General features: G+C 55.0%; 25 protein-coding genes. 10 read left to right on the top strand and 15 right to left on the bottom strand.

The genetic code is table 11. The features are described from left to right. Positions 1-38: 38 nt before the first annotated feature. The 8 genes from DXU84_RS12460 to DXU84_RS12425 all read right to left on the bottom strand — a co-directional run bounded on the left by DXU84_RS12460 (position 39) and on the right by DXU84_RS12425 (position 7,744). Positions 39-1,439 (bottom strand): FAD-binding oxidoreductase, encoded by a 1,401-nt coding sequence (locus DXU84_RS12460; protein ID WP_153375882.1) that lies wholly within the window; start codon positions 1,437-1,439, stop codon positions 39-41. A 26-nt stretch (positions 1,440-1,465) separates the two neighbouring features. Continuing rightward, complete coding sequence (locus tag DXU84_RS12455) at positions 1,466-2,281, bottom strand: ABC transporter permease (RefSeq protein ID WP_013575204.1); 816 nt, start codon at positions 2,279-2,281, stop codon at positions 1,466-1,468. Positions 2,282-2,285: 4 nt separating this feature from the next. Continuing rightward, a complete protein-coding gene (locus DXU84_RS12450; protein WP_013575205.1) occupies positions 2,286-3,113 on the bottom strand; it encodes an ABC transporter ATP-binding protein in 828 nt (275 codons plus the stop codon). Beyond that, positions 3,110-4,024, bottom strand: coding sequence for an ABC transporter substrate-binding protein (locus DXU84_RS12445; RefSeq protein ID WP_370461772.1), 915 nt, complete (start codon positions 4,022-4,024; stop codon positions 3,110-3,112). Before DXU84_RS12445 ends, DXU84_RS12450 begins: the two co-directional genes overlap by 4 nt. An 82-nt stretch (positions 4,025-4,106) precedes the next feature. Then, positions 4,107-4,988: a creatininase family protein gene (locus DXU84_RS12440; protein ID WP_112151848.1), complete on the bottom strand. Its 882-nt coding sequence runs from the start codon at positions 4,986-4,988 to the stop codon at positions 4,107-4,109. Positions 4,989-5,017: 29 nt separating this feature from the next. Then, positions 5,018-5,479: a RidA family protein gene (locus DXU84_RS12435; protein ID WP_013575208.1), complete on the bottom strand. Its 462-nt coding sequence runs from the start codon at positions 5,477-5,479 to the stop codon at positions 5,018-5,020. Further along, entirely contained in the window at positions 5,469-6,749 is a 1,281-nt protein-coding gene (locus DXU84_RS12430; protein WP_153375878.1) for a cytosine deaminase, read from the bottom strand. The genes DXU84_RS12435 and DXU84_RS12430 overlap by 11 nt, the downstream gene beginning before the upstream one ends. Before the next feature lie 20 nt (positions 6,750-6,769). Beyond that, on the bottom strand, positions 6,770-7,744 hold the full coding sequence (locus DXU84_RS12425; protein WP_153375876.1) for a PDR/VanB family oxidoreductase: 975 nt from the start codon (positions 7,742-7,744) through the stop codon (positions 6,770-6,772). A gap of 214 nt (positions 7,745-7,958) precedes the next feature. Here DXU84_RS12425 and DXU84_RS12420 point away from each other — a divergent pair, with 214 nt between their 5' ends. The 4 genes from DXU84_RS12420 (at position 7,959) to DXU84_RS12405 (ending at position 12,603) form a co-directional block, all read left to right on the top strand. Beyond that, positions 7,959-8,882, top strand: coding sequence for a LysR family transcriptional regulator (locus tag DXU84_RS12420; RefSeq protein ID WP_119261491.1), 924 nt, complete (start codon positions 7,959-7,961; stop codon positions 8,880-8,882). 261 nt (positions 8,883-9,143) lie between these two features. Further along, entirely contained in the window at positions 9,144-10,133 is a 990-nt protein-coding gene (locus DXU84_RS12415) for an ABC transporter substrate-binding protein (protein WP_112151852.1), read from the top strand. Positions 10,134-10,144: 11 nt separating this feature from the next. Next, positions 10,145-11,581, top strand: a complete 1,437-nt coding sequence (locus DXU84_RS12410; RefSeq protein WP_131638836.1) for an amidohydrolase family protein — start codon at positions 10,145-10,147, stop codon at positions 11,579-11,581. Between the two features lie 17 nt (positions 11,582-11,598). After that, on the top strand, positions 11,599-12,603 hold the full coding sequence (locus DXU84_RS12405) for an isopenicillin N synthase family oxygenase (RefSeq protein WP_112198360.1): 1,005 nt from the start codon (positions 11,599-11,601) through the stop codon (positions 12,601-12,603). A 58-nt stretch (positions 12,604-12,661) separates the two neighbouring features. On the opposite strand, the gene DXU84_RS12400 is transcribed toward DXU84_RS12405, so the two are convergent. Beyond that, complete coding sequence (locus tag DXU84_RS12400; RefSeq protein ID WP_013575215.1) at positions 12,662-12,850, bottom strand: YjfB family protein; 189 nt, start codon at positions 12,848-12,850, stop codon at positions 12,662-12,664. A 223-nt stretch (positions 12,851-13,073) separates the two neighbouring features. Between DXU84_RS12400 and DXU84_RS12395 the strand changes: the two genes are divergently transcribed. Next, positions 13,074-13,613, top strand: coding sequence for a DUF2058 domain-containing protein (locus DXU84_RS12395; RefSeq protein WP_013575216.1), 540 nt, complete (start codon positions 13,074-13,076; stop codon positions 13,611-13,613). 119 nt (positions 13,614-13,732) lie between these two features. Here the strand turns inward: DXU84_RS12395 and DXU84_RS12390 are convergent, their stop codons facing one another. The 3 genes from DXU84_RS12390 to DXU84_RS12380 are packed head-to-tail and all read right to left on the bottom strand — an operon-like array spanning position 13,733 to position 16,317. After that, the gene (locus DXU84_RS12390; RefSeq protein ID WP_013575217.1) at positions 13,733-14,545 is read right to left on the bottom strand and encodes a PfkB family carbohydrate kinase; all 813 of its coding nucleotides are present in this window, start codon (positions 14,543-14,545) and stop codon (positions 13,733-13,735) included. 11 nt (positions 14,546-14,556) lie between these two features. Further along, positions 14,557-15,534: an SIS domain-containing protein gene (locus DXU84_RS12385; RefSeq protein WP_153375874.1), complete on the bottom strand. Its 978-nt coding sequence runs from the start codon at positions 15,532-15,534 to the stop codon at positions 14,557-14,559. 3 nt (positions 15,535-15,537) lie between these two features. Next, complete coding sequence (locus DXU84_RS12380; protein ID WP_112151855.1) at positions 15,538-16,317, bottom strand: ABC transporter substrate-binding protein; 780 nt, start codon at positions 16,315-16,317, stop codon at positions 15,538-15,540. Between the two features lie 234 nt (positions 16,318-16,551). Here DXU84_RS12380 and DXU84_RS12375 point away from each other — a divergent pair, with 234 nt between their 5' ends. Further along, complete coding sequence (locus DXU84_RS12375; protein WP_013575220.1) at positions 16,552-17,295, top strand: GntR family transcriptional regulator; 744 nt, start codon at positions 16,552-16,554, stop codon at positions 17,293-17,295. Positions 17,296-17,309: 14 nt separating this feature from the next. On the opposite strand, the gene DXU84_RS12370 is transcribed toward DXU84_RS12375, so the two are convergent. Further along, positions 17,310-17,873 (bottom strand): TetR/AcrR family transcriptional regulator, encoded by a 564-nt coding sequence (locus tag DXU84_RS12370; RefSeq protein WP_015689776.1) that lies wholly within the window; start codon positions 17,871-17,873, stop codon positions 17,310-17,312. A gap of 133 nt (positions 17,874-18,006) precedes the next feature. Between DXU84_RS12370 and DXU84_RS12365 the strand changes: the two genes are divergently transcribed. The 3 genes from DXU84_RS12365 to DXU84_RS12355 all read left to right on the top strand — a co-directional run bounded on the left by DXU84_RS12365 (position 18,007) and on the right by DXU84_RS12355 (position 20,892). Continuing rightward, complete coding sequence (locus tag DXU84_RS12365; RefSeq protein WP_119261497.1) at positions 18,007-19,098, top strand: alkene reductase; 1,092 nt, start codon at positions 18,007-18,009, stop codon at positions 19,096-19,098. Positions 19,099-19,158: 60 nt separating this feature from the next. Then, positions 19,159-19,941 (top strand): SDR family oxidoreductase, encoded by a 783-nt coding sequence (locus DXU84_RS12360; RefSeq protein WP_153375872.1) that lies wholly within the window; start codon positions 19,159-19,161, stop codon positions 19,939-19,941. 132 nt (positions 19,942-20,073) lie between these two features. After that, on the top strand, positions 20,074-20,892 hold the full coding sequence (locus DXU84_RS12355; protein WP_153375870.1) for an oxidoreductase: 819 nt from the start codon (positions 20,074-20,076) through the stop codon (positions 20,890-20,892). Between the two features lie 198 nt (positions 20,893-21,090). On the opposite strand, the gene DXU84_RS12350 is transcribed toward DXU84_RS12355, so the two are convergent. Further along, entirely contained in the window at positions 21,091-21,876 is a 786-nt protein-coding gene (locus tag DXU84_RS12350; RefSeq protein WP_013575225.1) for an NAD(P)-binding domain-containing protein, read from the bottom strand. Between the two features lie 93 nt (positions 21,877-21,969). Beyond that, entirely contained in the window at positions 21,970-23,421 is a 1,452-nt protein-coding gene (locus DXU84_RS12345) for an efflux transporter outer membrane subunit (protein WP_126124794.1), read from the bottom strand. Positions 23,422-23,510: 89 nt separating this feature from the next. On the opposite strand from DXU84_RS12345, the gene DXU84_RS12340 reads away from it, so the two are divergent. Continuing rightward, entirely contained in the window at positions 23,511-24,125 is a 615-nt protein-coding gene (locus DXU84_RS12340) for a TetR/AcrR family transcriptional regulator (RefSeq protein WP_013575227.1), read from the top strand. Positions 24,126-24,148: the final 23 nt, after the last annotated feature.

Raw genomic sequence — 24,148 nt, 5'->3', positions numbered from 1 at the left:
CAAAAGCCCGCTTAAATTTTATTAAGCGGGCTTTTTTTTCAGTCACGCAATAAAAGAGGATTGTTATCTAATTCCAGGGTGTCGCGTACCTCCCAGCCCCTGAGCTTGCCGGGGTTAAGTAACCCGTCGGGATCAAGACACTTTTTAACCGAAACGACGTCAGGTTTAATTTCTCCCTGTTTACCCTCTTCAATGCGATAAACATGCGGGTTATTTATTTTCACGTCATTATCACGGAAGATTTTCATTATTTCGTTCAGTCTTTCTTCGGTGGAATAACGCACAAGTTGTAAACCGCTGGCGGTGATATTGCCGTCATTGTCACGCAGGAACTCAATATGCGAAATCACCTCGTCGCCGAACAAAGCCGCCATATCGATGATCTGCTGGCGATAATTCGTATAATTAAACGCCGTCTGTAAATAGGTCAGGGTGCTGTCAATTTTCAGCGCGTGCAGCGTGGTGTGGTTCCAGCAATATTCCATCAGCGACGCATTAGCCTCACGCGCCGCGTCGGCAGACTGACGCACTGCGCTGTGCCCGTGGTACTTTTCCAGCAGATGGGCGCAGAAACCTTCGCTTTCCTGCGCAATCACGCTGATCACCGCATGCTGGCTGGCCTGATAATGCCCGTTCAGATGACTGAAATAAGACGGGATCGGCGCGGCAAACAGCGCGAGCTGGCGTTTGACCAGCCCCGGTGAACGGGCAAAGGCGTTGGCATAATCCAGTGCGTCGGTGAAGTCGTCGAACACGTCCAGCCGTTCAATCCACTGATGAACCGGTGCCAGCGCCAGTTCAACCTCAAGCACAATGCCGTTGCTGCCATACGCGTGATGCAGCAGCAATGCCTGCGGGGCGGGCACATGCAGAATGCGCGGTTCGGCTTCCATGGTCATGACTTTTACGCTGAGCACATTGCCCGGTGCGCCGAGCGGGCCGTAGTTAATGGATCCGATACCGCCAAAGCCGCCGCCGTAAAGGCCACCCAGGCTGGCGAGCCGGTAAGTGGAGGGCATGCAGCGCAGTTCCCAGCCTGCCGGACGGGTCAGGGTTTCAATCTCCGCCAGCCGGATCCCCGCCTGTGCCCGCACCACACCGTTAGCCAGTTCGCAAACCTGATTAAACCCGGTCATGTCCACCAGAATTCCGCCTTCCAGCGGCACCAGTTGGCCGTAGTTGCCGGTCGCGCCGCCGCGCAAAATCAGCGGTAACTGGTGCTGAACGCAGGCTTTCACCAGCAAAATCAGCTCTTCTTCGCTGCGCGGCCTGACCACAGCATCGGCCTGTTTGTCTTCCAGTTGCCGTTTCAGCACCGGGCTGAACCAGTGAAAATCACGGGAAAGGCGTTTAACCTTCGGCGTCTGTAAAGTCCAGTCGAGATCAGGCAGCGCCTGCTGAATCAGGGCGAGCACCTGTTGACGTTGTTCGCTGTCCATATTCTTCCTGCCAAAAATGAATGAGGTTAATGAGATTGCACGGCTTCGCTTTCATGCCAGGCGCTCAGGGCGCGCCTCGAAATCCACGACATCACACCAAACAGCGCGATACCGGTGAGTGAAATTAACAGCAGGGCGGCAAACATCAGCGGGATGTCGAGCTGATAGCCCGCCTGCAATATCTGGTAGGCCAGACCGGTGTTATTGCCGCCGGTGCCCGCCACGAATTCAGCCACCACGGCACCAATCAGCGACAGGCCACTGGAAATGCGCAGCGCGCCGAAAAAATACGGCAGCGCAGAAGGGATGCGTAAGCGGATCAGGATTTGCAGACGGCTGGCGCGGCTGAGCTGGAAATAACTCAGCAGGCCGGGCGAGACACTGCGCAACCCCTGCGTGGTGTTAGAAATGATTGGGAACACCGCCATCAGCGTCGAACACACCACCAGCGACAACGTGGTGTCTTTGACCCAGATGATGATCAGCGGCGCGATAGCGACAATCGGCGTCACTTGTAAAAACACGATGTACGGGAACAACGCGGTTTCAACAAAGCGGTTCTGCACCAGCACGAAAGCCACGACCGAACCGATGACGATAGAGAGTAAAAACGAGATCAAAGTGATTTTCAGCGTAAACAGCAGTGACATGGTCAGCGTACCGAAGTTGGTCCACAGGCTTTCCAGCATCACTACCGGCGAAGGCACCAGAAACTGGGGGATTTTGAAATAACTCACCCAGCCCTGCCACAGTAAGACCACCACAATCGCGACCACAGCCGGATACAGCACCTTGCGAAAGGTTTGGTTATTGATCCACGGAGAGGATTTTTGAGTTTGCATAGCGTTACTCCATACCCGATTGGCTGGCTTGCAGCAGGCTGTCCTGCAACTGCTTCGCATAGCGTGAAAATGCCGGACTGACGCGGAAATCGTCGTTGCGCGGGAAGGGTTCGTTAATGGCGATATCTTCCACTACCCGCCCCGGACGGGCGGCCATCATGATCACCCGCTGCGACAGAAATACCGCTTCGTGAATCGAATGCGTGACGAACACCACCGTCAGCCCCTGTTCCCGCCACAGGCGCAGCAGATCGCTGTCGAGCTTGTTGCGGGTGATTTCATCCAGCGCACCAAAAGGTTCATCCATCAGCAGCAGTTTCGGACGCGTCACCAGCCCGCGGGCAATGGAGACGCGCATCTGCATGCCGCCTGACAGTTCGCGCGGCAGGACTTTGGCAAATTTCCCCAGTCCTACCAGTTCCAGTGCTTCACTGACGCGGGTATTGGCTTCGGCTCGCGGCACGCCCGCCAGATCCAGCGGCAAACGCACGTTGTTCTGTACGTTGCTCCACGGCATCAGCGTGGCTTCCTGAAACACGAATGACAGCGGCACCTGCGCTTTTTCACGGCTGTCGCGCCGCCACAGCACCAGTTTGCCGTCGCTGGGTTCCGTCAGCCCGGCGACCATTTTTAACAGCGTACTTTTGCCACAGCCCGACGGGCCGAGCAGGGTGACGAATTCACCCTGATTGATGGTCAGATTGACCGGCAAAAGGGCGCGGGTGCCGTTGCTGTAAATTTTCTCCGCCGACAGCACTTCGATAGCAGGCACGGGCGGCGGATTGGCTGAGCGGACATCGCTCATCACGGTCAATTTAGGGGCTGAATTCATGGCATAACCTTCGCGTCTTTGATCATGTCGAGGGAATAAGTCTGCTCAAACGGCACTTTATCCGCGTCGATCAGCTTGTTTTTCACCAGCATGTCCCAGGTTTTTTTCAGACGCGGTTCAGTGATGATGCCGATACCGCCGGTTTGTGCGTCGCCGCCGGTCACCAGCTCATACTTCTTCATCTGTGCGATGCCGAAGGCAATCTGGTCTGCCCCCATACGCGGGTTGGCCTGAGTGATAAGCTGGTTGCCCGCGGCCGGATCCTGCAAATACTCTTTCCAGCCCTGCATCGAGGCCTTCACGAAAGCGGCCACCGCTGCCGGGCGTTTTTTAACAGTATCCGCCATGCAGATAATCGAGTTGCCATACGGCGGATAACCCCAGTCACTGAGCATGTAGACGTAGAACGGTTTGCCGCCTTTTTCGATCGAGAAAGGTTCGGAGGTGACATAACCCTGTTGCACCAGATTATTGTCTGCCAGGAACGGCTGCACGCTGAAGGTGTACGGGCGGATTTTGGCACTCCCCAGCCCCAGTTCACTTTTCGCCCACGGCCAGAAAGAGGTATATGCCTCGGTGGCCAGCAGGAAGGTTTTGTCTTTCAGTTCCTGACCTTTCTCCACTTTGTCGTGGCTGATAAACACCGTCGGCGAATGCTGGAATACCGTCGCGACTGTCACCGCATGCACGCCTGCCTGCCAGGTTTCCAGCGCCTGACCGTTGTCGCCGAGCGTACAGTCAGCCTGTCCGGCGGCCATCAGTTGCATCACATTGACCTGCGGGCCGCCCATTTTGATGCTGACATCCAGACCGGCGGTTTTGTACAACCCTTTGGCCTGCGCCTGGTAAAAACCGCCGTGCTCCGCCTGCGCGTACCAGTTGGTCAGGAAGGTAAATTTCTCTTCCGCCATGCTGGTGGTGGAAACCCCGGCCAGCAGCACGGCCAGCAGGCTGTAAGTGAAGGGACGCTGTGTTTTCATCTTGAGAATTCCTTTATTCAGAGGCCAGAGAAGACGAAGGAGGAGTGAAGCTGGTTTGCACAAAGCCGTTCCAGTGGTGTTTTCCCCAGGTTGGCTCGCTGCGGGCTTTCCATTGCATGTGATGGATTTCGGTGATCGCCTGCGCCCAGCTTGCCGCCAGCGAATCGAGGATCGCGTGGCCCTGTTCAGCGGTTGCGCCGGTCGGGTCGCCAATGACGCCGCTCGGGCCAAAATCATAGGAAGCCCAGGCAGCGGCAGGGCGGCCCGATGACAGCGTCGGGCACGGGAATTCCGGCGGATAATTGGCGACGGCATGTTCGATGTGGACACATTCCGGTGCCAGCGCCAGCATTACAGCGGTTTCGCTGTGACCGGCATGCATCGCCATTTTCTGCTCCTGCGCGCTCAGGAACTGATTTTCCACGTTGGGCACGCGGAACACGTCGTGAGGGATCATGATCATGTCGCCGTGACGCAGGCGCATTTCCCGCGAGGCCATTTGCAGCACCTGCGGCTGTCCGCCGTGACCGTTAATCATCAGCAGCTTGCGGAATCCGGCGCGATACAGGGATTCGGCAATTTCTAAAACCGTCTGCAACAGCGTGTCGCCGGTTAAGGTCAGCGTGCCGGGGAAATTTAAATGTTCGTCAGATTTGCCGTAGGTGATGGGCGGAATAGCGTAAGCAGGAATAGCTTCCGGCAGCCGCGCCAGCGCATGACCCGCCACGCCGGAGGAGATTACGCTGTCAACCGAACACGGCAGATGCGGCCCGTGCTGCTCAATCGCACCGGTCGGTAAGACGATCACGGTGTTGGCTTTGTCGGGCAGGGCGGCAATGGCCGTCCAGCTCAGAAAAGGGAGAAAACGCGCTGCGGGAATATAACCGTTAATCATGCTGTGCCTCGTGGTCGGACATTTTAGGGTTAGCGGGACTGGGGTAACCAGGCGGTGGCTTCCACCTCAATCAGCACCCCGGCATCTGGCAGCATTTCGCTGACCTGTACCACGGTGGAAACCGGCGGCTGCCCGGGATAAAAGAGTTTTCTGACCCGGCTGTAATACGGGAAGTGATCGAGATTGCGAAAATACTGCACCAGCTTGATCACATCGCTCATTTGCCCGCCTGCGTCTTCAATGGTGTGGCGGATGCTTTCGAGCACATACCAGCTTTGCGCCAGAACCGGCCCCTGTTTGGCGTCAGTGGAGAATTCGCCGGTTTCGCCCAGCAGCAGGCGTGCTTCGGCGGGGATATCCTGAAAACCGCGCACGATGGTCGCCGTCTGCGGGTTAACGGGAATAATGCCGGAGAGAAAAACGAAATCACCGGCACGACGCCACGCGGCATATTTGGCGAGCGGTTTTCCCGCTCCCGCTTCAAGACTCATGGGATAACTCCTGATTCCAGGTACGTTGGTGCGTCAGCCTGCCGTGGTGAATAACCAGACGGGCCGCGCTGTGTAAAGGCCAGGTCAGGCTGTCGCTGCCCGGAAAGAGAACCAGCGTGGCGTCGCTGCCGGGCGCAAGTGGCAGGGCGTTCTGAGCCTCACCGGTCAGTGCGCCGACATCGCAAATAAGCCGTGACTGCTGATCAAAAACGTTTTCAAGCTGAAGCGCGAACAGGGCGCAGCTCAGCGTATCCAGCGGGTCATAACTGCCCGCCGGACAAAAGGCGTCCTGCACGTTATCGCAGCCAAGCAGCATCGGAATGCCCGCCGCCTGTGCTTCTTTCAGCAAGGTGATACCGCGCTGGCGCGGCGTGCGACCTGTGACGGCGTCCTGCAACAGCTGGTTGGTCATCGGCAGCGCAATCAGCGTGACGCGCTGCGCCGCCAGCACACTCAAAATCTCCTGCGCCTGTTGTTCACTGCCGGAAGCCAGCGCACAGCCGTGGCTGCAACAGATATGGCCGCTGAATGTGCTCTCCGACAGGTAATCCGCCAGCCAGCTCAGGCCGTGTGCCACCGGCGAAAGCTCCTCGTCGATATGCAAATCCAGATTCAGTTTCCAGCGTGCGGCACTTTGCATCAGGTGGGTCATCGCCGCCGGATCCCAGTTTGAGGAGTGGATAAATCCGCCCAGCAGACAGTCTTTTCCGCTTTGTGCCACCGCGCGGGCGATGCGGTCAGCCGCTTCGGCATCGGTGAAAAAGCTCAGCGGTGCCAGCGCCACCCGCTCCAGCGTGACACCCGGTTGCGCCATCCCGCCCAGCTCAAGCCAGGCCTGCGGTGGCACCACGTCAAACCAGTCAATGTGAGTGCGCAAACGGGTCACGCCGTTCGCGGCCGCCCAGGTCAGTGCCTTGCCGGCACGCTGGCGAATGTCAGCCGCCGTCCAGTGCTGACGGTCCTGATGCAGGGTTTCAATGGCCGCCAGCAGACCGGGTTTTGACGGGCGGCTGCGGGCAAGGGTGAAGGTTTTATCGAGATGCGCATGGGGTTCAACCAGCCCCGGTAACGCCAGTGCGCCGTGTGCGTTCCACAAATCATCTTGTTCTGGCTGATAAGGCGTCACGGACGCAATTTTGCCTGCATCAAAACGCACATCTGCCGTCACCGGTTCGCCTGCCTGCAAAGGCCATCCGTCGGGCAGCAACCACGCGGGGAGGCGAACGTTAGCAATGCCATTAAGTGTTGCAGCGGGGGTGGGAATGTTCATCGTCAGGCTCCGCGTGGACATTACAGGTCGAGGACCAGAACGGGACTTTTGGATCGCGAACAGCACAGCGTTATCTGCGTGTTCTCCGCTTTCTCTTCTTCAGTCAGCACGCAGTCGCGGTGATCGGGAATACCGTCGATCACGTCAGTAATACAGGAGCCGCAAATACCCTGTTCGCACGACAGCATAATATCGACTCTGGCACTTAATAAAATTTCAGCAATCGTCTGGTGCGGGCCGACTAAATAACGTTGTCCGGTGGAGTTAAGCTGAATATGAAATGCCTGGCTGTCGGCTTCATTATTCAGATTCGCATTACTGAACCGTTCGAAAGATAATTGATTTTCCTGCCAGTGATGGGTCTGCATAATGTCTTTAAGCCGCTGAATAAATCCGTCCGGGCCGCAGGCCAGCACCCGGGTATTCTCATCCGGCTGCAACAAACTCAGTGGCGTGTTATGGCGCAGGGAATCGTTTGCGCTGCTGTCATGAAAAAAGACGTGTTTCGCTAAGGCAGGCGCGGTTAAACGCGGCAGAAACGCAATGTGTTCCCTGTCTGAAACAGAGTAATGCAGTTCAAATTCAATCTGTTGCTCAGCCAGGTGTTCCGCCATCGCCAGCAACGGCGTGATGCCGATCCCCCCGGCAAACAGTAAATATCGCCCGGCCTGTGGCAGCGGAAAATGATTGCGCGGTGCCGAGATCATCAGGTTATCGCCGGGGCGGAAATGATGATGAATGAAGTGCGAGCCGCCGGTGGAGTTTTCCGCCAGTTTGACGCAAATTTCATAATATTCACCGCTGCTGTTTTCACTGCACAAAGAATACTGGCGCGGGCCGAGTTCGGGAATAAAAACGTCAATGTGTGCTCCCGGTAAATAAGCCGGTAATAAACTTCCTTGCTGCGCAACAAGCTGCAGGGAAATATTCCCGACACCGTTGATATTGGCGGTTTTAATTGTGACAGGGATTAATCCGGCATCTTTCATCGTCATTTACCGTATTGACTCTGGTGAAACATTCATAAAAAGGGGAGTTGGTCCGTTTGCCGCATAACCCGCTGTCTTAACGCGCATTACTGCGCGGAGCCGGCCTGATGAGCGGTGAAACGATTGTTCCCGTTGCAATGAAAGCTACGTTATTGTTATAAAACTGTTGCGTCCAGCGCTTTGATTCGCACATCCCGTTGCATAAAAGAGAGCACTCATTATGTTCGCATTCTCCCGGTTTCTGCTGTACTTCACTGAGGTCGCCCGCCAGGGATCGTTCCGTAAGGCGTCGGAAACCCTGCACGTTGCCGCATCGTCAATTGACCGGCAGATATTGCGGGTTGAAAAAGAATTAGCCATGCCGCTGTTTGAGCGACACCCCACCGGGCTGCGGCTGACGGCGGCGGGCGAGCTGTTACTGCATGCTGCCAATAACTGGAAAAAGGATTTCTCGCGTGTCTGCGAACAGCTCGACGATCTGCGCGGGTTACGGCGCGGACACGTGCGCATTGCCACCATCGATGCCATCAACCGGCAGTTTTTCTCGTCGATGCTCAAAAAGGTGCATCTCGAGTATCCGAACATTTCATTCACCCTGACCACCATGAACAACGTGGACATCCAGCAGGCGCTGATGTCGGGCGATGCTGATTTCGGACTGATGCTGAATCCGCAAAGCTCCCGCGAGTTGCAGGTGCGGGCTTTTGCCGAAATCGATTTGGGTGTTGTTGTGCCGAAAGGGCACCCGCTCGGGGGCAGAAGCGGCGTGCGTTTTAATCAGTGCATGGAATATCCGTTTATCCTGCCCGCCGCGCCGCTGATGCTGGCCGAGCCGGTGCAGGCGCTGATGAATATCAACGGCGACATGATTCATGAGGTCGCGGTATCGAATAACATCCACATGATCCGCTCGCTGATTAAGGAGAAAATGGGCATCGGCATTCTGTGCTGGCTCGATATCATGGATGAGGTGGAAAGCGAGGAACTGCAGTTTATTCCGCTGACCGATCCGCAGTTAAAAACCTTCACGCTCTCCCTGTGCGTCGCCCCTTCACGACAACTTTCTCTGGCCGCTTCGATGATGCTTAAACAACTGGAGATGCTATTCAGCCAGATCCAGACGCCGGGGCGCAACCGGCACTGATTTGCACTGATTTGGTGCCTGGCGCTCTGTGATGAATCAAAGGTTGCAGGGGGTGAGACCTGTTTATCCCGACAACGCGCAGGGAAAGCGGGTCTGCGAAGTTGGCATCGTTTTTGTATAGTTAAACGTGAGTAGAAGCGGTCAGTGCAGGCAACTGCGCGGGACATTGCTCAGCAACCATTTCGCGGTTCATTTTGAGCCGGTCAGGGGGCTGAGCCGCGTTTGCTTATCCTCCCTCCGGCGATGATTAGGAGAGGAGCAATGAAGTCAATTTCCCGCATTCCCCTGTCTTGCTGCGTGCTGAGCACGCTGATTGCTGGTGCTTTCTCACTGTCGGCGCAGGCCGATGAGAAAATCGCGCTGCTGACTTCCTGGTACGCGCAGGCTGAACAGGGCGGCTATTATCAGGCGCTGGCGACGGGCATTTACAAACGTTACGGGCTGGATGTCAGTATTCAGTCCGGCGGCCCGCAGATCAACGGCATGCAGTTACTGTTGTCAAAACGCGCGGATGTGATCATCGGTTATGACCTCCAGTTGCTCGAATCCGTGCAGCGTGGTTTTCAGGCCAAAGCTATCGCCGCCCCTTTCCAGTTCGACCCGCAGGGTTTACTGACGCATGCGTCCGTGACGTCGCTCGACGGCCTGAAAGACAAAACCATTCTGGTGTCCAGCTCCGGGCAATCGACCTGGTGGCCGTGGCTTAAGGCGCGTTATCAGCTCAGTGATTCTCAGGTTCGTCCGTATACCTTCAACATTCAGCCTTTCGTCGCCGACGGGAACGTGGCGCAACAGGCGTATGTCAGCTCTGAAGTGTTTCAGGCGCAGAAGGCTGGCGTGAAATCCAATTTCTTCCTGTTCTCGGAGCACGGCTATCCGCCTTACGGTGGCATTCTGATCACCCGTCCTGAGCTTATCAGCAGCCGGAAAGACGCGATGGCGAAGTTCGTAAAGGCGTCGATGGAAGGCTGGGTGAGTTATCTGCAAAACCCGGCGGCGGGTAATGCGCTGATCAAAAAAGATAACCCGAAGATGACCGACGACCTGCTGGCCTGGGGTGTTGAGCAAATCCAGGCGCACCACCTGATTGATGGCGGCGACGCGGCGACGCAGGGCTGGGGCACCATGACCGAAGCCCGCTGGCAGAAAACCCGTGATTTCATGGTGAACGCCAAACTGCTAAACGCGGATACCGACTGGAAGCAGGCGTATACCACCGAATTTGTTGAGCACATGCAGGTTAAACCCTGAGGAGTGTTGCCATGTCATCTGACTCTTTACTGATTAAAAATGCGCACGCCATCCTCACCGGTCTGCCGGGAGAAGCCGCGCGTCACGCCGGGCCGGATATCCGTGTGCGTGATGGCGTCATCGAGGCGATCGGCCCCCTGACGGCGTTGCCCGGCGAGCGCCTGATGGATGCCCGCGACTGCGTGGTCTATCCGGCCTGGGTCAATACGCATCATCATCTGTTTCAGTCATTGCTCAAAGGCGAACCGCAGGGGCTGAACAAAAGTCTCACTGCATGGCTAAGCGCGACGCCTTACCGCTTTCGCGCCACGTTTGATGAATCCACCTTTCGCCTCGCGGTGCGTATCGGCCTGACCGAACTGCTGCGTTCCGGCTGCGCCACCGTGGCGGATCACAATTATCTTTACTGGCCGGATATGCCGTTCGATACCTCGGAAATCCTGTTCAGTGAAGGGGAGGCGCTGGGCATGCGCATTGTGTTGTGCCGGGGCGGCGCAACGCAGGGACGGGCGATTGAGCAGGATTTACCGCAGGCGCTGCGACCGGAAAATTTCGACCACTATATGGCGGACATGGAACGGCTGGTTGGCCGCTATCACGATCCAAAACCGGCGTCTCTGCGCCGGGTGGTGATGGCACCGACGACGCTGCTGCATTCTGCGCCCGGTGCGCAGTTGCGTGAAATGGCGAAACTGGCGCGCAGTTTAGGTATCCGGCTGCACAGCCATTTGTCAGAAACCGTGGATTATCTCGATGCGGCGCGCGCTAAATTCGACATGACGCCGGTGCAGTTTTGTGCGGAACACGACTGGCTGGGGGACGACGTGTGGTTTGCGCATCTGGTTAAGTTACTGCCGCAGGAGATTGCGATGCTGGGGCAAACCCGTACCGGTATCGCGCACTGCCCGCAAAGTAACGGGCGTCTGGGCAGCGGCATCGCTGATTTGCTGGCGCTGGAACAGGCTGGCGTACCGGTTTCGCTGGGTGTTGACGGCGCGGCATCCAACGAAGCCGCGGATATGCAAAGTGAAGCGCATGCCGCCTGGCTGTTGCAGCGCGCCCGAAAAGGCATGCTGGCGAAGCCGCGCTATGACGGCGGCACCTTTGAGGGCGGCGGCGATGCGGCATCCATCGAAGACGTGGTGCGCTGGGGCAGCGCGGGCGGGGCGCAGATCCTCGGCCTGCAACAGAGTGGCACCGTGCAGGTGGGCATGCTGGCGGATATCGCCATTTACCGGCTGGACGACCCGCGTTACTTCGGTTTGCACGACATGGCAATCGGTCCGGTGGCCTGCGGCGGCCGCGCCTCACTGAAGGCGCTGATGGTCAATGGCCGCGTCATCGTCGAAAACGACGTCATTCCCGGTCTCGATCTGGACGCCATGCGCCATGAGGCAATGTCTGCCGTTCGTACCCTGCAACAGCGCGCTGCGGGCCAACCTAATTGATTCTGAAGGATAAAAAAATGACACAATCCACTCACACATCATCAGCTCAAACACAAGGCTATGCATTACAGGAACTGGAGAAAGAAGCGGGAATGGGCGCGATGGGCGAAGAGACATTTACCCGCGAAGTGCGTTGCATCGATCTTTCAGATTTCGAAAACCGTAAAAGTGAGATCGCCGACGAACTCTGGCGTGCAGCGGTGGAAATCGGCTTCTTTCAGGTGAGCAATCACGGCATTGCGCTGGCCGATATCCGTCAGGCATTCAGCATGACAGAAGATTTCTTCTCGCTGCCCGACGAAGTCAAAGCGCAGTATCCGCTGGCGCGTAACGCCGGTTGGGAAAATAAGTCTCAGGTACGTCCGTCGACCCGAACGCCGGATCAGAAAGAGTCCTACCAGATCACCCGTCCGCTGATGGAGTCGCTGTGGCCGGGCGAACAGGAACTGCCAGCCTTTAAAGACACCATGCTGAGTTTTGAATCGCAATGCTGGCAACTGGGCATGAAATTGCTTTCCTGTTTTGCGCTCAGACTGGGTTTCCCCGAACACTTTTTCGAGCAGGCACACAATCCTGATCAGCAAACCTATCAGAGTACGCTGCGTATGTTGCACTACTATGCCACTGAACAATCGGAACAAGGGATGTGGCGTGCCGGTGCGCACACGGATTTTGACTGTCTGACGCTGCTGTTCCAGCGTCCCGGTCAGGGCGGCTTGCAGGTTTGTCCGGGCAAGGATCGCGAAAGCCAGCAGTGGACCAGTATCGAACCGCGCGAAGACGTGATCACCTGTAATATCGGCGACATGCTGATGCGCTGGAGCGACGATCAGTTGCCATCAAACTTCCATCGGGTGAGAAGTCCGCTGCCCGGCGAATATCAGGGCGCGCGCTACAGTCTGGCGTTTTTCTGTCAGGCCAATAAAGACGTCGAGATTTTGGGGCCACAGGCGAAATATCCGGCCATCAGCGCGGAAGCTTATCTGCAACAGCGCATTCAGGCGAATTTCGCTAAAGGGTAAGCGGTCATAAAAAACAAAAAGCCCGCTGAGTTTACTCACGCGGGCTTTTTTGTCTCTGTCAGGCGGTGGTATTGATATTGCGACCGATTGCCGGATTAGCAGGTAACGCGGGGATCGCGTCAATCATGCTGGTCACTGCCGTCTGCTGACTATCCAGCGACTTTTTCAGCAGGATATTGTTGACCTGAGTGCTGGTATCCAGACTATTAAGGCCGGTCGCCAGCGATGCAATTTGCGAAACATCCATTTTGTTCTCCTGTTCGGTACAACATAAAAGGAACTGATGCGGGCGTGAAACTGAAAGGTTATCGGCAGTTTCCGTAATAACTGTAGCGATAAATACTGCTGACGGAGCAGCCGCTTAAAGACGCTCCGATTCCGCACGCAAGTGGAAAAGGCTCTGTAGCCTGTATCGCCTCAGGAATTACGGTTATAATCGCACAAATTATTCAACGGATTTAGAAACGAAAATGACAAAACTCTCCTTACAAGAGCAACTGCTGAAAGCAGGATTAGTCACCAGCAAAAAAATGGACAAAGTGCAGAGAACGGCGAAAAAATCACGCGTTCAGGCGCGCGAGGCCAGAGAGGCGGTGGAAGAAAATAAAAAAGCGCAGATGGAGCGTGATAAGCAACTGAGCGAACAACAAAAACAAGCTGCCTTATCTAAAGAGTATAAAGCGCAGGTGAAGCAACTGATTGAAATGAACAAAATCGTCATTTCAACAGGCAATATTGATTTTAACTTCACCGATAATAATCTGATTAAAAAAATGGTGGTAGATAAGACCACCCAGTCTCAGCTGATTAGTGGTCGTCTTGCCATCGCGCGTCTGGTTGCTGATCACAGCGGCGAGACGCAATATGCCATTATCCCCGCAAGCGTTGCGGATAAAATTGCCCAGCGCGATGCCAACAGTATTGTATTAAACAGCGCGCTGAGTCAGGAAGAGCAGGATGAAGAAGATCCGTATGCTGATTTCAAAGTGCCGGATGATTTGATGTGGTAGTTCCGCTTGCCCGGCGCTGCCCGTGACGGATAATGACACTCAGTTACGGGCATCTGCCGGGGCGTCTGAATACAGCCACTTTTCTGCCGCCGCGCGGATCCGGTGTTAACCTGAGACGATCAGTAGGGGATGCCCTCACCAAAAGCGCCGTCAGTTAAACAAATCTCTGCTGCGAAAAGGGCGCCCTGACGCAAGCTTTGGGACAGCGTATCGCCTTTAACATGCGCCAGCAAAAAAGCCGTGATAAAAGCATCTCCTGCCCCAAGCGTGTCTGCCGGCGTGATATTTTCCGATGGCTGACTGATCCAGATACTGCCATTGAACAGTAACGCCCCCTCAGACCCGCGCGTTGCAACAGGCAGGCGACATCCCGCATGCCATGCCGTTTCCAGTATCTCGCGGGTTTCTTCCATGCTGCGTTCAGCGCATGAGAAAAACCCGTAGTCTAACTGACGACATAACGGGCCTATCTTTCCGGCATCAAAATCATCAGAAAAATCATAGGATAAGCTGCCGGGTAGCATACTTAATTCGGGCAATAGCGCATCAACATAGCTATAAGCGCTGGTATGTATCAGCGAAAACTGACCTAGCCAGGGCATATCGGTTAACACAAAATCCATCGACGTCGTCTGCCGGATCCCCCCGGCGTTGGAGTCAATAAACCGTCGCTCCCCCTGATCAACGGTCAGACTGGCATAACCATTTTCACCCGGTACGACCCGGCAATGAGAGGTATCAATCTCCCTTGCTGCCAGGACGCGGCGAATATGTTCTGCCGCGCTGTCGTCGCCGAAAACGCCCAGATACGCCGCATTTGCGGATAATAAGCGGGCGTACACACTGAAGTTAAGCGCGTTTCCTCCCGGATAACCGATACCTGTGTGGGTATACCGGTCAATCACGTTATCGCCCAGGCCAAGTACTCTCATGTTGTCATCTCCTAATAAGCGACCTGTCCCATGTATCGTCGTGTTTCCAGCGGATGTTGACGTATCTTCGCTAATGCCGCGCGATATTCGCACATAACACTGTAGAAGAGGACGGGGTTAAAATACTCCACCACGCTGGCGGGTATGACGCCAAGCCCCAGCTCTTTTGCATCCACAATTTCCACCTTATTTCCGTACTGCCGAAGGAAATCGCGCACTCTTTCATCAAGTGCCCTGGTGCGGCCTTCGTTCATCATCAGGATCCAGGGGGTATTCATATCTGTCACTTCAAACGGACCATGGAAGAATTCGCCGCTATGAATTGATGCCGCATTCAGCCACTGCATCTCCATTAATGAACATATGGCAAAACCATAAGCATGTCCGTAGGAAGCCCCGCTGGACAGAATGTAGAAAAGTGATTCCCGGCTGTAGCGCTCAGCAAAGGCGGCGCAGCGCGCCTGAACCTGCTGTCTGGCCCGGAATATAATCCCATCAATTTGCGCCATGCCTGCCTGGAAATCGGCATATCCGGCATAACCCCCGGTCTGTTGCAAGGCTTCGACGCAAAGACTCAAAATGATTGCCATCGGGTTATTAATCACCTGGCTGTCATCTCCCCAGGCATAAAGCAAATTACTGTCAGAAAAGCCGATAAGGTCTGCATTTTCATTGTGCGTCAGTGTCACCGTAACGCTGCCCCGGCTTTGGGCCAGTTTGGCCGCTGCGACAGACTCTGCGGTATTCCCGCCATGTGAGCAAACAATCGTCAGGGATTGAGGGCCTAATGTCTTTGGCGCGGCATGAACAAACTCGTTTGCGGTCATCATGTAACTGTGTAAAGCCGTCGACTCACTGTTAAGAAAATAATTTGCCGGATACATATCCACCAGCGACCCGCCGCAGGCCACAAGAAACACCTGGCTCAGTCCCCCCTGCGGAAGGAAGCGCTGTTCGATAAGAGAGGAGATAATTGCTGAAGTATTCATAAATCAGTCACCGTACACATTGAAATTGAAATATTTTTTAGCCAGCCGGTCATAAGTACCGTCATTGCGTATCGCCTTAATCGCCCCGTTGAGTTGTTCCAGCAGTTCGCTATTTTGCTTCGAAATGCCAATACCGGTACCCGGGCCAAAAATGGCATCATCTTTTACCTGCGGTTCAATCAGGCTGAAATTCTTTCCCTGGGGTTTGTCCAGCAACGCGGTGGTCACCACCGTCGCATCGTCCAGCGTCGCGTCCAGACGGCCGACGACTAAATCGGCGTAAACTGCCTCTGCTGCGGGATAGGAAACCAGTTCGACGCCTTGTGATTGCCAGTGTTTCTTCGCGTAGGCTTCGAACACTGAGCCTTGCTGCACGCCCACACGCTTACCACGCAGAGATTCGGCCAGAGGTTTGAGGCCGCTGTCTTTTGAAGCCACCAGATACGCCGGTGTGTTGAATAATTTATCGGAGAAGTTGATCGCTTTTTTACGCTCATCTGTAATCGACAACGAAGAAATAATGGCATCGAATTTACGCGCCTGAAGCGCGGGGATCAGACCATCAAATCCGTTTTCAACCCAAACACATTTCGCCTTGAGCTGAGCGCAAATCGCATTACCCAGATCAATATCAAACCCCTGCAGGCTGCCATCGGCAGCTTTAAACTCAAAGGGCGGAAATGTCGCGTCAGTACCAAACCGGATTTGTTGCTGCGCTGATGCGTGACCGGAAAGCCCGATCATCGCAAGGCCAAGGGAAAATAGGGCAAGCGTTTTTTTCATCATTCACTCCCGTTAAATATACCGTAAAATGTACCATGAAAGATATACGCCAGCAGGTAAGAATACGCAATCAATTTAATGATTTTAATCAGGTATAATAATAAGTTATGATGTTATGGTCTGTTTTTTTATCGGTGATTACCGTTCTGTGAAGGATATTTCCGGTGACAGATCAACGACTCATTGGCTAGAATAACCCCTGTTTTTTAATTTTATTGGGCTATAAAACAGACCATGACTGAGTTAAGTGAAAGTAAACGCCGCCCGCGGAAAGCCTATCTGGCGGCCAGGCAGGTGCTGCTGAATTTGTTAAACACGGAATTCAACGAAGGTGATCAAATTCCGGCAGAACGTGATCTGTCGGGCCTGTTGGGTATCAGCAGGATGACATTACGAAAAATTACAGATGAGCTTGTGAGCAGCGGAATGCTGGAAAGGCGGGGAAACCAGGGGACATGGCTGACTGAGACCACGATACAGCGGCCACTGACGCAGACAATCGAGCACGGCATCAGCAAAATCACGGAGTTAAATGGTGCGGTAGCGGGCAGCCGGTTGATTTATTTTCAGGAGGCCCAAGCCAGCCCGCGTATTGCCGCATTACTAAAAATTCAGGCTGGCGACCCTTTGGTGATGATTAAACGCCTGCGTCTCGCTGACGGTGAGCCTTTTTGTCTGGAAACCAGCTACCTGCCAAGGGCGATTATTCCGGACCTGACCGCTGAGATGCTTGAGCAGAGCGGTTCGCTGTATCGTCTTCTGGCAGAAAACTACGGTGTTTTAGGCGTTTCAGACGAAGGCACGCTCCGCGTGACCCTAATGAATGAAGAAGAACAGACGTTATTAAATGCACAACCCCATAGTCCTGCTCTGGTGTATCGGGGGGTGATTACTGACCGCTTGAATCAACCGGTTGAATATTTAGTGTCAGTAAACCATCCCCAGCGGGTGACATTTCGCATAAGCCACGGTAAATAGGTTTCAGTTCAGGCTCATGAATCACCAGACATTCCGGTGCTCAAAATCCGGCTGCGGCAAACCTCCAGAATCTCATCCGCAAGAGACGAATCATCAGGGCAGGCGCGGGATAACACCAGCGCACCGACAAGATGGGCAATCGTGTCAATCAGGTCGGCACGCGTGCTGCCTTCCACCTCTTTTTCGTTTCCTAAAACTGCCAGCTGACGTTCAATTCCGGCGGCAAATGCCGCCCTGATTGACGCAGACTGACGGGCTGTATCGGCGCCCAGTGCCGACATCACACAACCTTTTCCCATATCAGCCCGATGTTGTCGGGAGAGGTAGTATTCAATAAATTTTTCCCGGTCCACACCTGCCGTGCTTTCTGCGGATCGCCTGAAACCGCAGCTCATCGCCTCCGACATCAGATCAGCCTTGGAACCAAAGTGTTTGTAGAATCCGCCGTGGGTTAAGCCTGCCGCAGACATCAGTTCCGCGACGCCCACGCCATCGTAACCGCGCTCACGAAAAAGTTCTGAGGCCGTTTCTACAATGCGCATCCGGTTTTCCCGAACCTGCTCTTTTGACACTTTCATGCTTTCCTGCCCCTCTCAAAAATAGGGTTTAAGTATACATTGATGATGACCATAATCAAACCGGTTGACTTTATAGATGATGACCATCATCATTACATTAACCTTTGACCCACCACTTAGCAGGCGAATGAACATGACCAACCGACCACTATTTCAACCCTATGATCTTGGCTCAATAACACTGGCCAACCACATCGTGATGGCACCGCTGACACGTAACCGGGCCGGAGCGGGGCTGGTGCCGGGCGAACTGGCGGCGACCTACTACGCCCAGCGTGCCACCGCAGGATTGCTGATTACCGAAGCGACGCAGATCTCCGCACAGGCGCAGGGTTATCAGGATACACCGGGGATCTATACACAAGCTCAGATCGATGGCTGGCGCAAAGTGACTGACGCCGTGCATGCCAAAGGCGGGCGCATATTTGTACAGTTATGGCACGTGGGACGAATTTCGCATGTCGATTTACAGCCCGGTGGCGCTGCGCCGGTTGCGCCGTCCGCCATCCGTGCTGAGACCAAGACCTTTGTGAATAACGGTTTTGCTGATGTCTCTGAACCACGTGCGCTGGCGTTGCAGGAAATACCGGGGATTATCGACGATTTCAGAAAGGCATCGGCCAATGCCATTGCCGCCGGATTTGACGGCGTGGAGATCCACGGCGCGAATGGATATCTGCTGGAACAGTTCCTGAAAGACGGCGCAAACCAGCGTACCGATGAGTACGGCGGCTCTGTCGGGAATCGTGCGCGCCTGCTGCTGGAAGTCACGGCGGCCGTAAAAGATGAGATCGGCGCAGAACGCACTGGCGTACGCATTTCACCGGTGTCACCTGCTAATGCGATTTCATGCAGTGATCCGCAGCCACAATATGATTACCTCGCTGAACAACTCGATGCATTGGGCATCGTGTATCTCCATGTGGTTGAAGGCGCGACGGGCGGCCCGCGTGATGTATCACCGTTCGATTACGACTCCCTGCGCCGCCGTTTTAAAAACACCTACATCGGTAACAATGGCTATGACCTGGAACTGGCGTCCGCTCAGCTTGCGCAAGGCAAAGCCGATCTGTTCGCGTTCGGTCGTCCGTTCATCTCCAACCCGGATCTGGTTGAAAGGCTGAAGACGGGCGCGCCTCTGGCCTCGCTCAATCCTGAAACTCTTTATGGCGGTGGCGCAGCGGGATATACCGATTACCCGTCGCTGACGGAGACCAGCAAGTAAAGCCCTACCTACATCGCACATTGCGGATTTTGTTTACACATTAAGAAAGAAGATCAACTTATGACTAAAGCTTCAGTTCTCATCACCGGCGCATCCACGGGTATTGGTGCTGTTTACGCGGAACGGTTTGCCCGCCGGGGCCACGACCTGGTTCTGGTCGCGCGCGACAAAGCGAAGTTAGAAACACTGGCCGCGCGTCTGCGACAGGAAAATGGCATTTCTGTCGACGTTCTGCCTGCCGACCTCACGCAAACGCGTGATTTAGCCGCGGTCGAAGCCCGTCTGCGTGAAGACACACGGATTGGCATCCTTATCAATAATGCGGGTATCGCGCAGTCCGGCAGTTTTACCGAGCAGACGCCTGATTCGATAGAAAGCCTTATCGCGCTTAACGTCACCGCCCTGACCAGACTGACCAGCGCCGTGGCACCACGCTTTGTGCAAGCGGGGGGAGGATCGATCGTCAACATCAGTTCCATCGTCGGACTCGCCCCGGAATTTGCCATGACGGTTTACGGTGCAACCAAAGCCTTTGTGCTTTTCCTGTCTCAGGGAATGAATGTCGAGCTGTCATCTAAAGGCATTTATATCCAGGCGGTGCTCCCTGCGGGCACTTATACGGAAATCTGGGACCGTGCGGGTATCGACATCAGTAACTCGGCAAAATTCATGGAAGTGGGCGAGTTAGTGGATGCCGCACTGGTGGGCTTTGACCGCCGTGAACTGGTCACCATCCCGCCTTTACATAATGCTGCCCGCTGGGACACCCTCGATGCTTCACGTCAGGCGCTGCTCTCAGACATCAAACAAGATGAAGCCGCTGAACGATATAAAACACGGTAATCAATGAGGTGCACTGTGCAGAACGGTCTTCCGGCTGTTCTGCACAGCGGTAAATCCGACATAAATCCCTTACAGCCTGTCCTCTCATCAGCGATGAGAAACCTTAAACACATCATGAAGGCCTTATTCAGCATGACAAAAAAACGTGTAGCACTGGTTACCGGTGCGTCCTCAGGTATTGGCGAAGCGTCTGCCCGTAAACTTTTAGCCGCTGGATTTACTGTATATGGCACGAGCCGGCGTGGTTCACAGGCGGGAAAACATCCGTTTCCGTTACTGACGCTGGATGTGACCGACGACGCTTCTGTCGGAGCCGCCATTGAGGAGTTGCTGCGTCTGGAGGGGCAGATCGATGTTCTGGTGAACAATGCGGGCTTTGGGGTCGCTCCGGCGGCGGCGGAAGAAAGTTCTGTCGATCAGGCCAAACACATTTTCGACACCAACTTTCTGGGCATCGTCAGGTTGAGCCGGGCAGTGATCCCTTATATGCGCCGTCAGGGCAGCGGACGCATCATCAATATCGGTTCGATACTCGGCATCGTTCCGTTGCCGTATGTGGCACTTTATGCGGCCAGTAAGCATGCGGTGGAAGGGTATTCGGGTGCACTGGATCATGAACTGCGCACGCAGGGCATCAGAGTTTCGGTCATCGAACCTGCTTACATGAAAACACAGTTTGAAGCCAATAATATCGAGCCGGATGCCAGGCTGGAAGAGTATGACCAGATCCGGGCTAAGCTGACGAAAGTGGTGAGCAAGGCAATGGCTGAGGCGGAAAGTCCGGAGGTGGTGGCTGACGTGGTGGTTAAAGCGGCTCAGACTTCACGTCCAAAGATTCGCTATACGGCGGGAAAGCTGGCTGGTCAGTTGAATTTTATTCTCAGATTCGCCCCTGTGTCATTCCTGGATAAGGTGGTGCGCAAAAGTCTTCAGCTTGATGCGAAAAAATAAATGAAGAATAAGACGATGAAAGCATTTACGTTTAAACGCTACGGTAAATCCCTGAGCCGTACACTAATCAGATATCTTTGACACTGACGCTTGTTTGGCGCAGGCGGATACGTCGGTTAATCCTGAGGATTTTAGCGGTCAAAAACGACACTCTGAGTTCGGAGTGTCATTCGACATTGGAAAAAAGAGTATTTCATTTCAGCGGGTTATTTGCGCAGCGGGGTTTTCCTGAATTTCCGATAAAACCGTATCAGAAGCCACATGCCAGGGGGTAAGCGCCGCCATTCGTGCAAGAACCTCAACCCCCTGCGACATACCGGGTGCAGCAGATGACATATCCTGCCCCAGTTCCCCGAGGTTGATGGACGGGTGATAACCCGCATATTCAGCACAGTCTTTCAGACCGTTAAGGACAAGCTGGCGGGCAGTGTCATCCGCCATACCTTTCCCGGTCAGCCAGCACGCTAAGCCCTCCGCCAGAAAATAAAAGCCATGACTCATACAAAGACTGACCGTGGCTAAGTCAAAGTCCGGCTCGTCAGGCAATACGGTCAGGGGGCCCAGCAGGGAAAATAAACGCTGAACCTCTTGATCAGCACCAGTCAGGATCACGCTCGATTTATTGATTTCAGCGGCGAAGGAAAACATCAGTCTGACACAATCAGTGTGTCTGAATAGCTTTCGCAGACTCTGTGATGGCAGCCCCGGCACCAGTGAAACCAGCGTTTGCGCGCTTCGCAACTGCACCTGATTGGCCATTTCATTCAGAGCATGGCGATCTACGCCGGTAATAATGACATCAGTCTCATTGATGACATCCTGGTAACTGTCCAGCGTCCAGCAGGGGAACTCTCTTCCCAGCTTGCGCGCGCGTTCGTTGTTTCCCGAAACCAGAAATACCTGTGCATCAGGCGCGGCAAGAAACAATCCTCGTACCAGTTTTTCAGTTAACGCGTCTACCTCCAGAATACCTATCCTTTTCATCAGTCCCCCGGTTATCAGTACGGCTCTGTCGTGTTATCAACGGTAAAAAGGTCGTCTCGTCTGTGACACAAGTAAGGGAAGATCTGCGGCATCTTATGGTGTGGCCGTTTCCGGTGGCTGCCAGCCTCCGCCGAGCGCCCTGAACGTTGCAACAGCCGCGCGCGCAGATTCTGTCTGCGCCTGCGCCCTGGCGTCGGAAGCCTGTAACAGGGTTTCATCGTTGTGCAGGACGTCCATCAGGCTGGCCGTTCCCTGCCGGTAAGCGATAAAAGATGACTGGCGGGCGCTGGCCAGGGCGGTTTCACCGCGGGTCAGCGTGGCGGCCTGTGTTTCACGATTGACCAGAGCAGAGAAAGCATTTTCGACGTCTTCGGTGGCGCGTAATACCGACAGGCGATAGGCCGCGAGCGCTTCGGCTTCCTGGCCTTTCGCCTGATCTATCTGGGCGTTGATGCGACCAAAATCGAAGAGCCGCCAGCGCAGTCCCAGCACGGCTGCCGACTGGCTGGCACCGCCGGAGAACAGGTTGTCGCCCGACACAGCCGTCGCGCTGCCGAGCAGGGCACTGAGTGAAAACTTCGGATAATACTCACTGACCGCCACGCCGATACGTGCACTCGACGCCGCGAGATGGCGCTCCGCCACGATAATATCGGGTCTGCGGCGCAACAGGTCGGCAGGTGTGCCCGTTGAGGTTATCTGCGGAGCCTGCGGTATGGCACCCGGCAACGCTAACTGACTGCGATGGGTGCCGGGAGGCGTGCCGAGCATGACATCTAATGCATTCATCGCCGCATCAAGCCCGGTACGGAGAACCGGTACGGTTGCCTGAACCTGCGCCAGTTCCCCTTCGGTCTGGCGAACCTGATACGCCGGAGCCAGTCCTTTAGCGTTCAGGAGTTGTACCTTTTCCAGCAGCTCCTGCTGCGTACTGACCTGTTTCTCCGCGATGGACAGCCGGGTTTGTAATCCGCGCAGGGTGATATAGGTATCGGCAGTCTGAGCCGCGACGGCAAGACGGGTGGCGGCGACGCCCGCTTCGGAAGCCTGATAGTCAGCCAGTGCAGCCTGACGCCCGCGTCGCAGCCCCCCAAATACGTCAATCTCCCAGCTTGCGTTGAGATCGGTTTCATAGCTATTGCCGTAGCGATTATAATCCGGCGTTGCGCTGAGAACCTGACCCAGCGGGGTTTCGGCCGACTGATACGCGCGTGCCGCTTGCCCGCTGACGTTCCCTGAAGGTAACAGCGCTGCTGTGGCCGCGCCCAGTCCGGCGCGTGACTGGGCCATGCGGGCGGTGGCCTGTGCGAGATCGAGATTCTGCGCGAGGGCGTCGGTAACGTACTGACTTAACAGGGGATCGCCGAAGCCGTCCCACCAGACGGCAAAACTGGCGGGTCTGGAGGCGCTTCTCTGCTGGACGGCAGACTGTGCCTGATAGCGTTCAGGAAGGGGGGCATCCGGGCGATGATAATCCGGCCCGACGGCGCAACCCGCCAGTAAGGCGCTGCTCACCACCAGTGCAAGAGTACGGAGGGGGAACATTGATATTCCTTGAGTCAGTTTTGAAGTGTGACTACATTACCAAATGGTCACTCGTTGTCAATCAGGGCTCATTGAGCTAAGCTGGAAAAATGACTAAACACATAAATGTACATCCCCCAAGGGGGCCATCAGATCACAGTGTGCGTGATCAGGTCGTTGACGCTGCCACAGAGCATTTCGGGCATTTTGGTTACGAGAAAACCACAGTGTCAGAACTGGCTAAATCAATAGGGTTTTCAAAATCCTACATCTATAAATTTTTCGATTCCAAGCAGGCGATCGGCGAGGTGATCTGCACTAACCGGCTGGCGATGATCATGGCGATTGTCAATTCAGCGATTGCAGATGCCCCGTCGGCCTCCGAAAAATTGCGGCGTTTATTCAGGGCACTGACTGAAGCCGGCAGTGATTTGTTTTTTCACGATCGCAAGCTTTATGACATTGCTGCCGTGGCGGCGCGGGATAAGTGGCCGTCGGCAGAGGCTCATGAAGAGCGTCTGAGAACACTGATTGAGCAAATCATTGTTGAAGGGCGGCAGGCGGGCGAGTTTGAACGAAAAACGCCGCTGGATGAGGCGGCGCACGCGATATATCTGGTCATGCGGCCTTACATCAGTCCGGTACAGTTGCAATACAATCTGGAAACGGCACCGGCGGCTGCGGCACTCCTGTCCTCACTGATACTGAGAAGTCTGTCACCCTGAGTGGTGACTATTGACATTATTGG

The organism is Rahnella sp. RcJ3 (assembly GCF_009498575.1).
In the GTDB taxonomy this organism is placed as follows: domain Bacteria; phylum Pseudomonadota; class Gammaproteobacteria; order Enterobacterales; family Enterobacteriaceae; genus Rahnella; species Rahnella aceris.
Note: the sequence above shows the minus strand (reverse complement) of the source record. Positions and strands in the feature narration are given on the sequence as shown.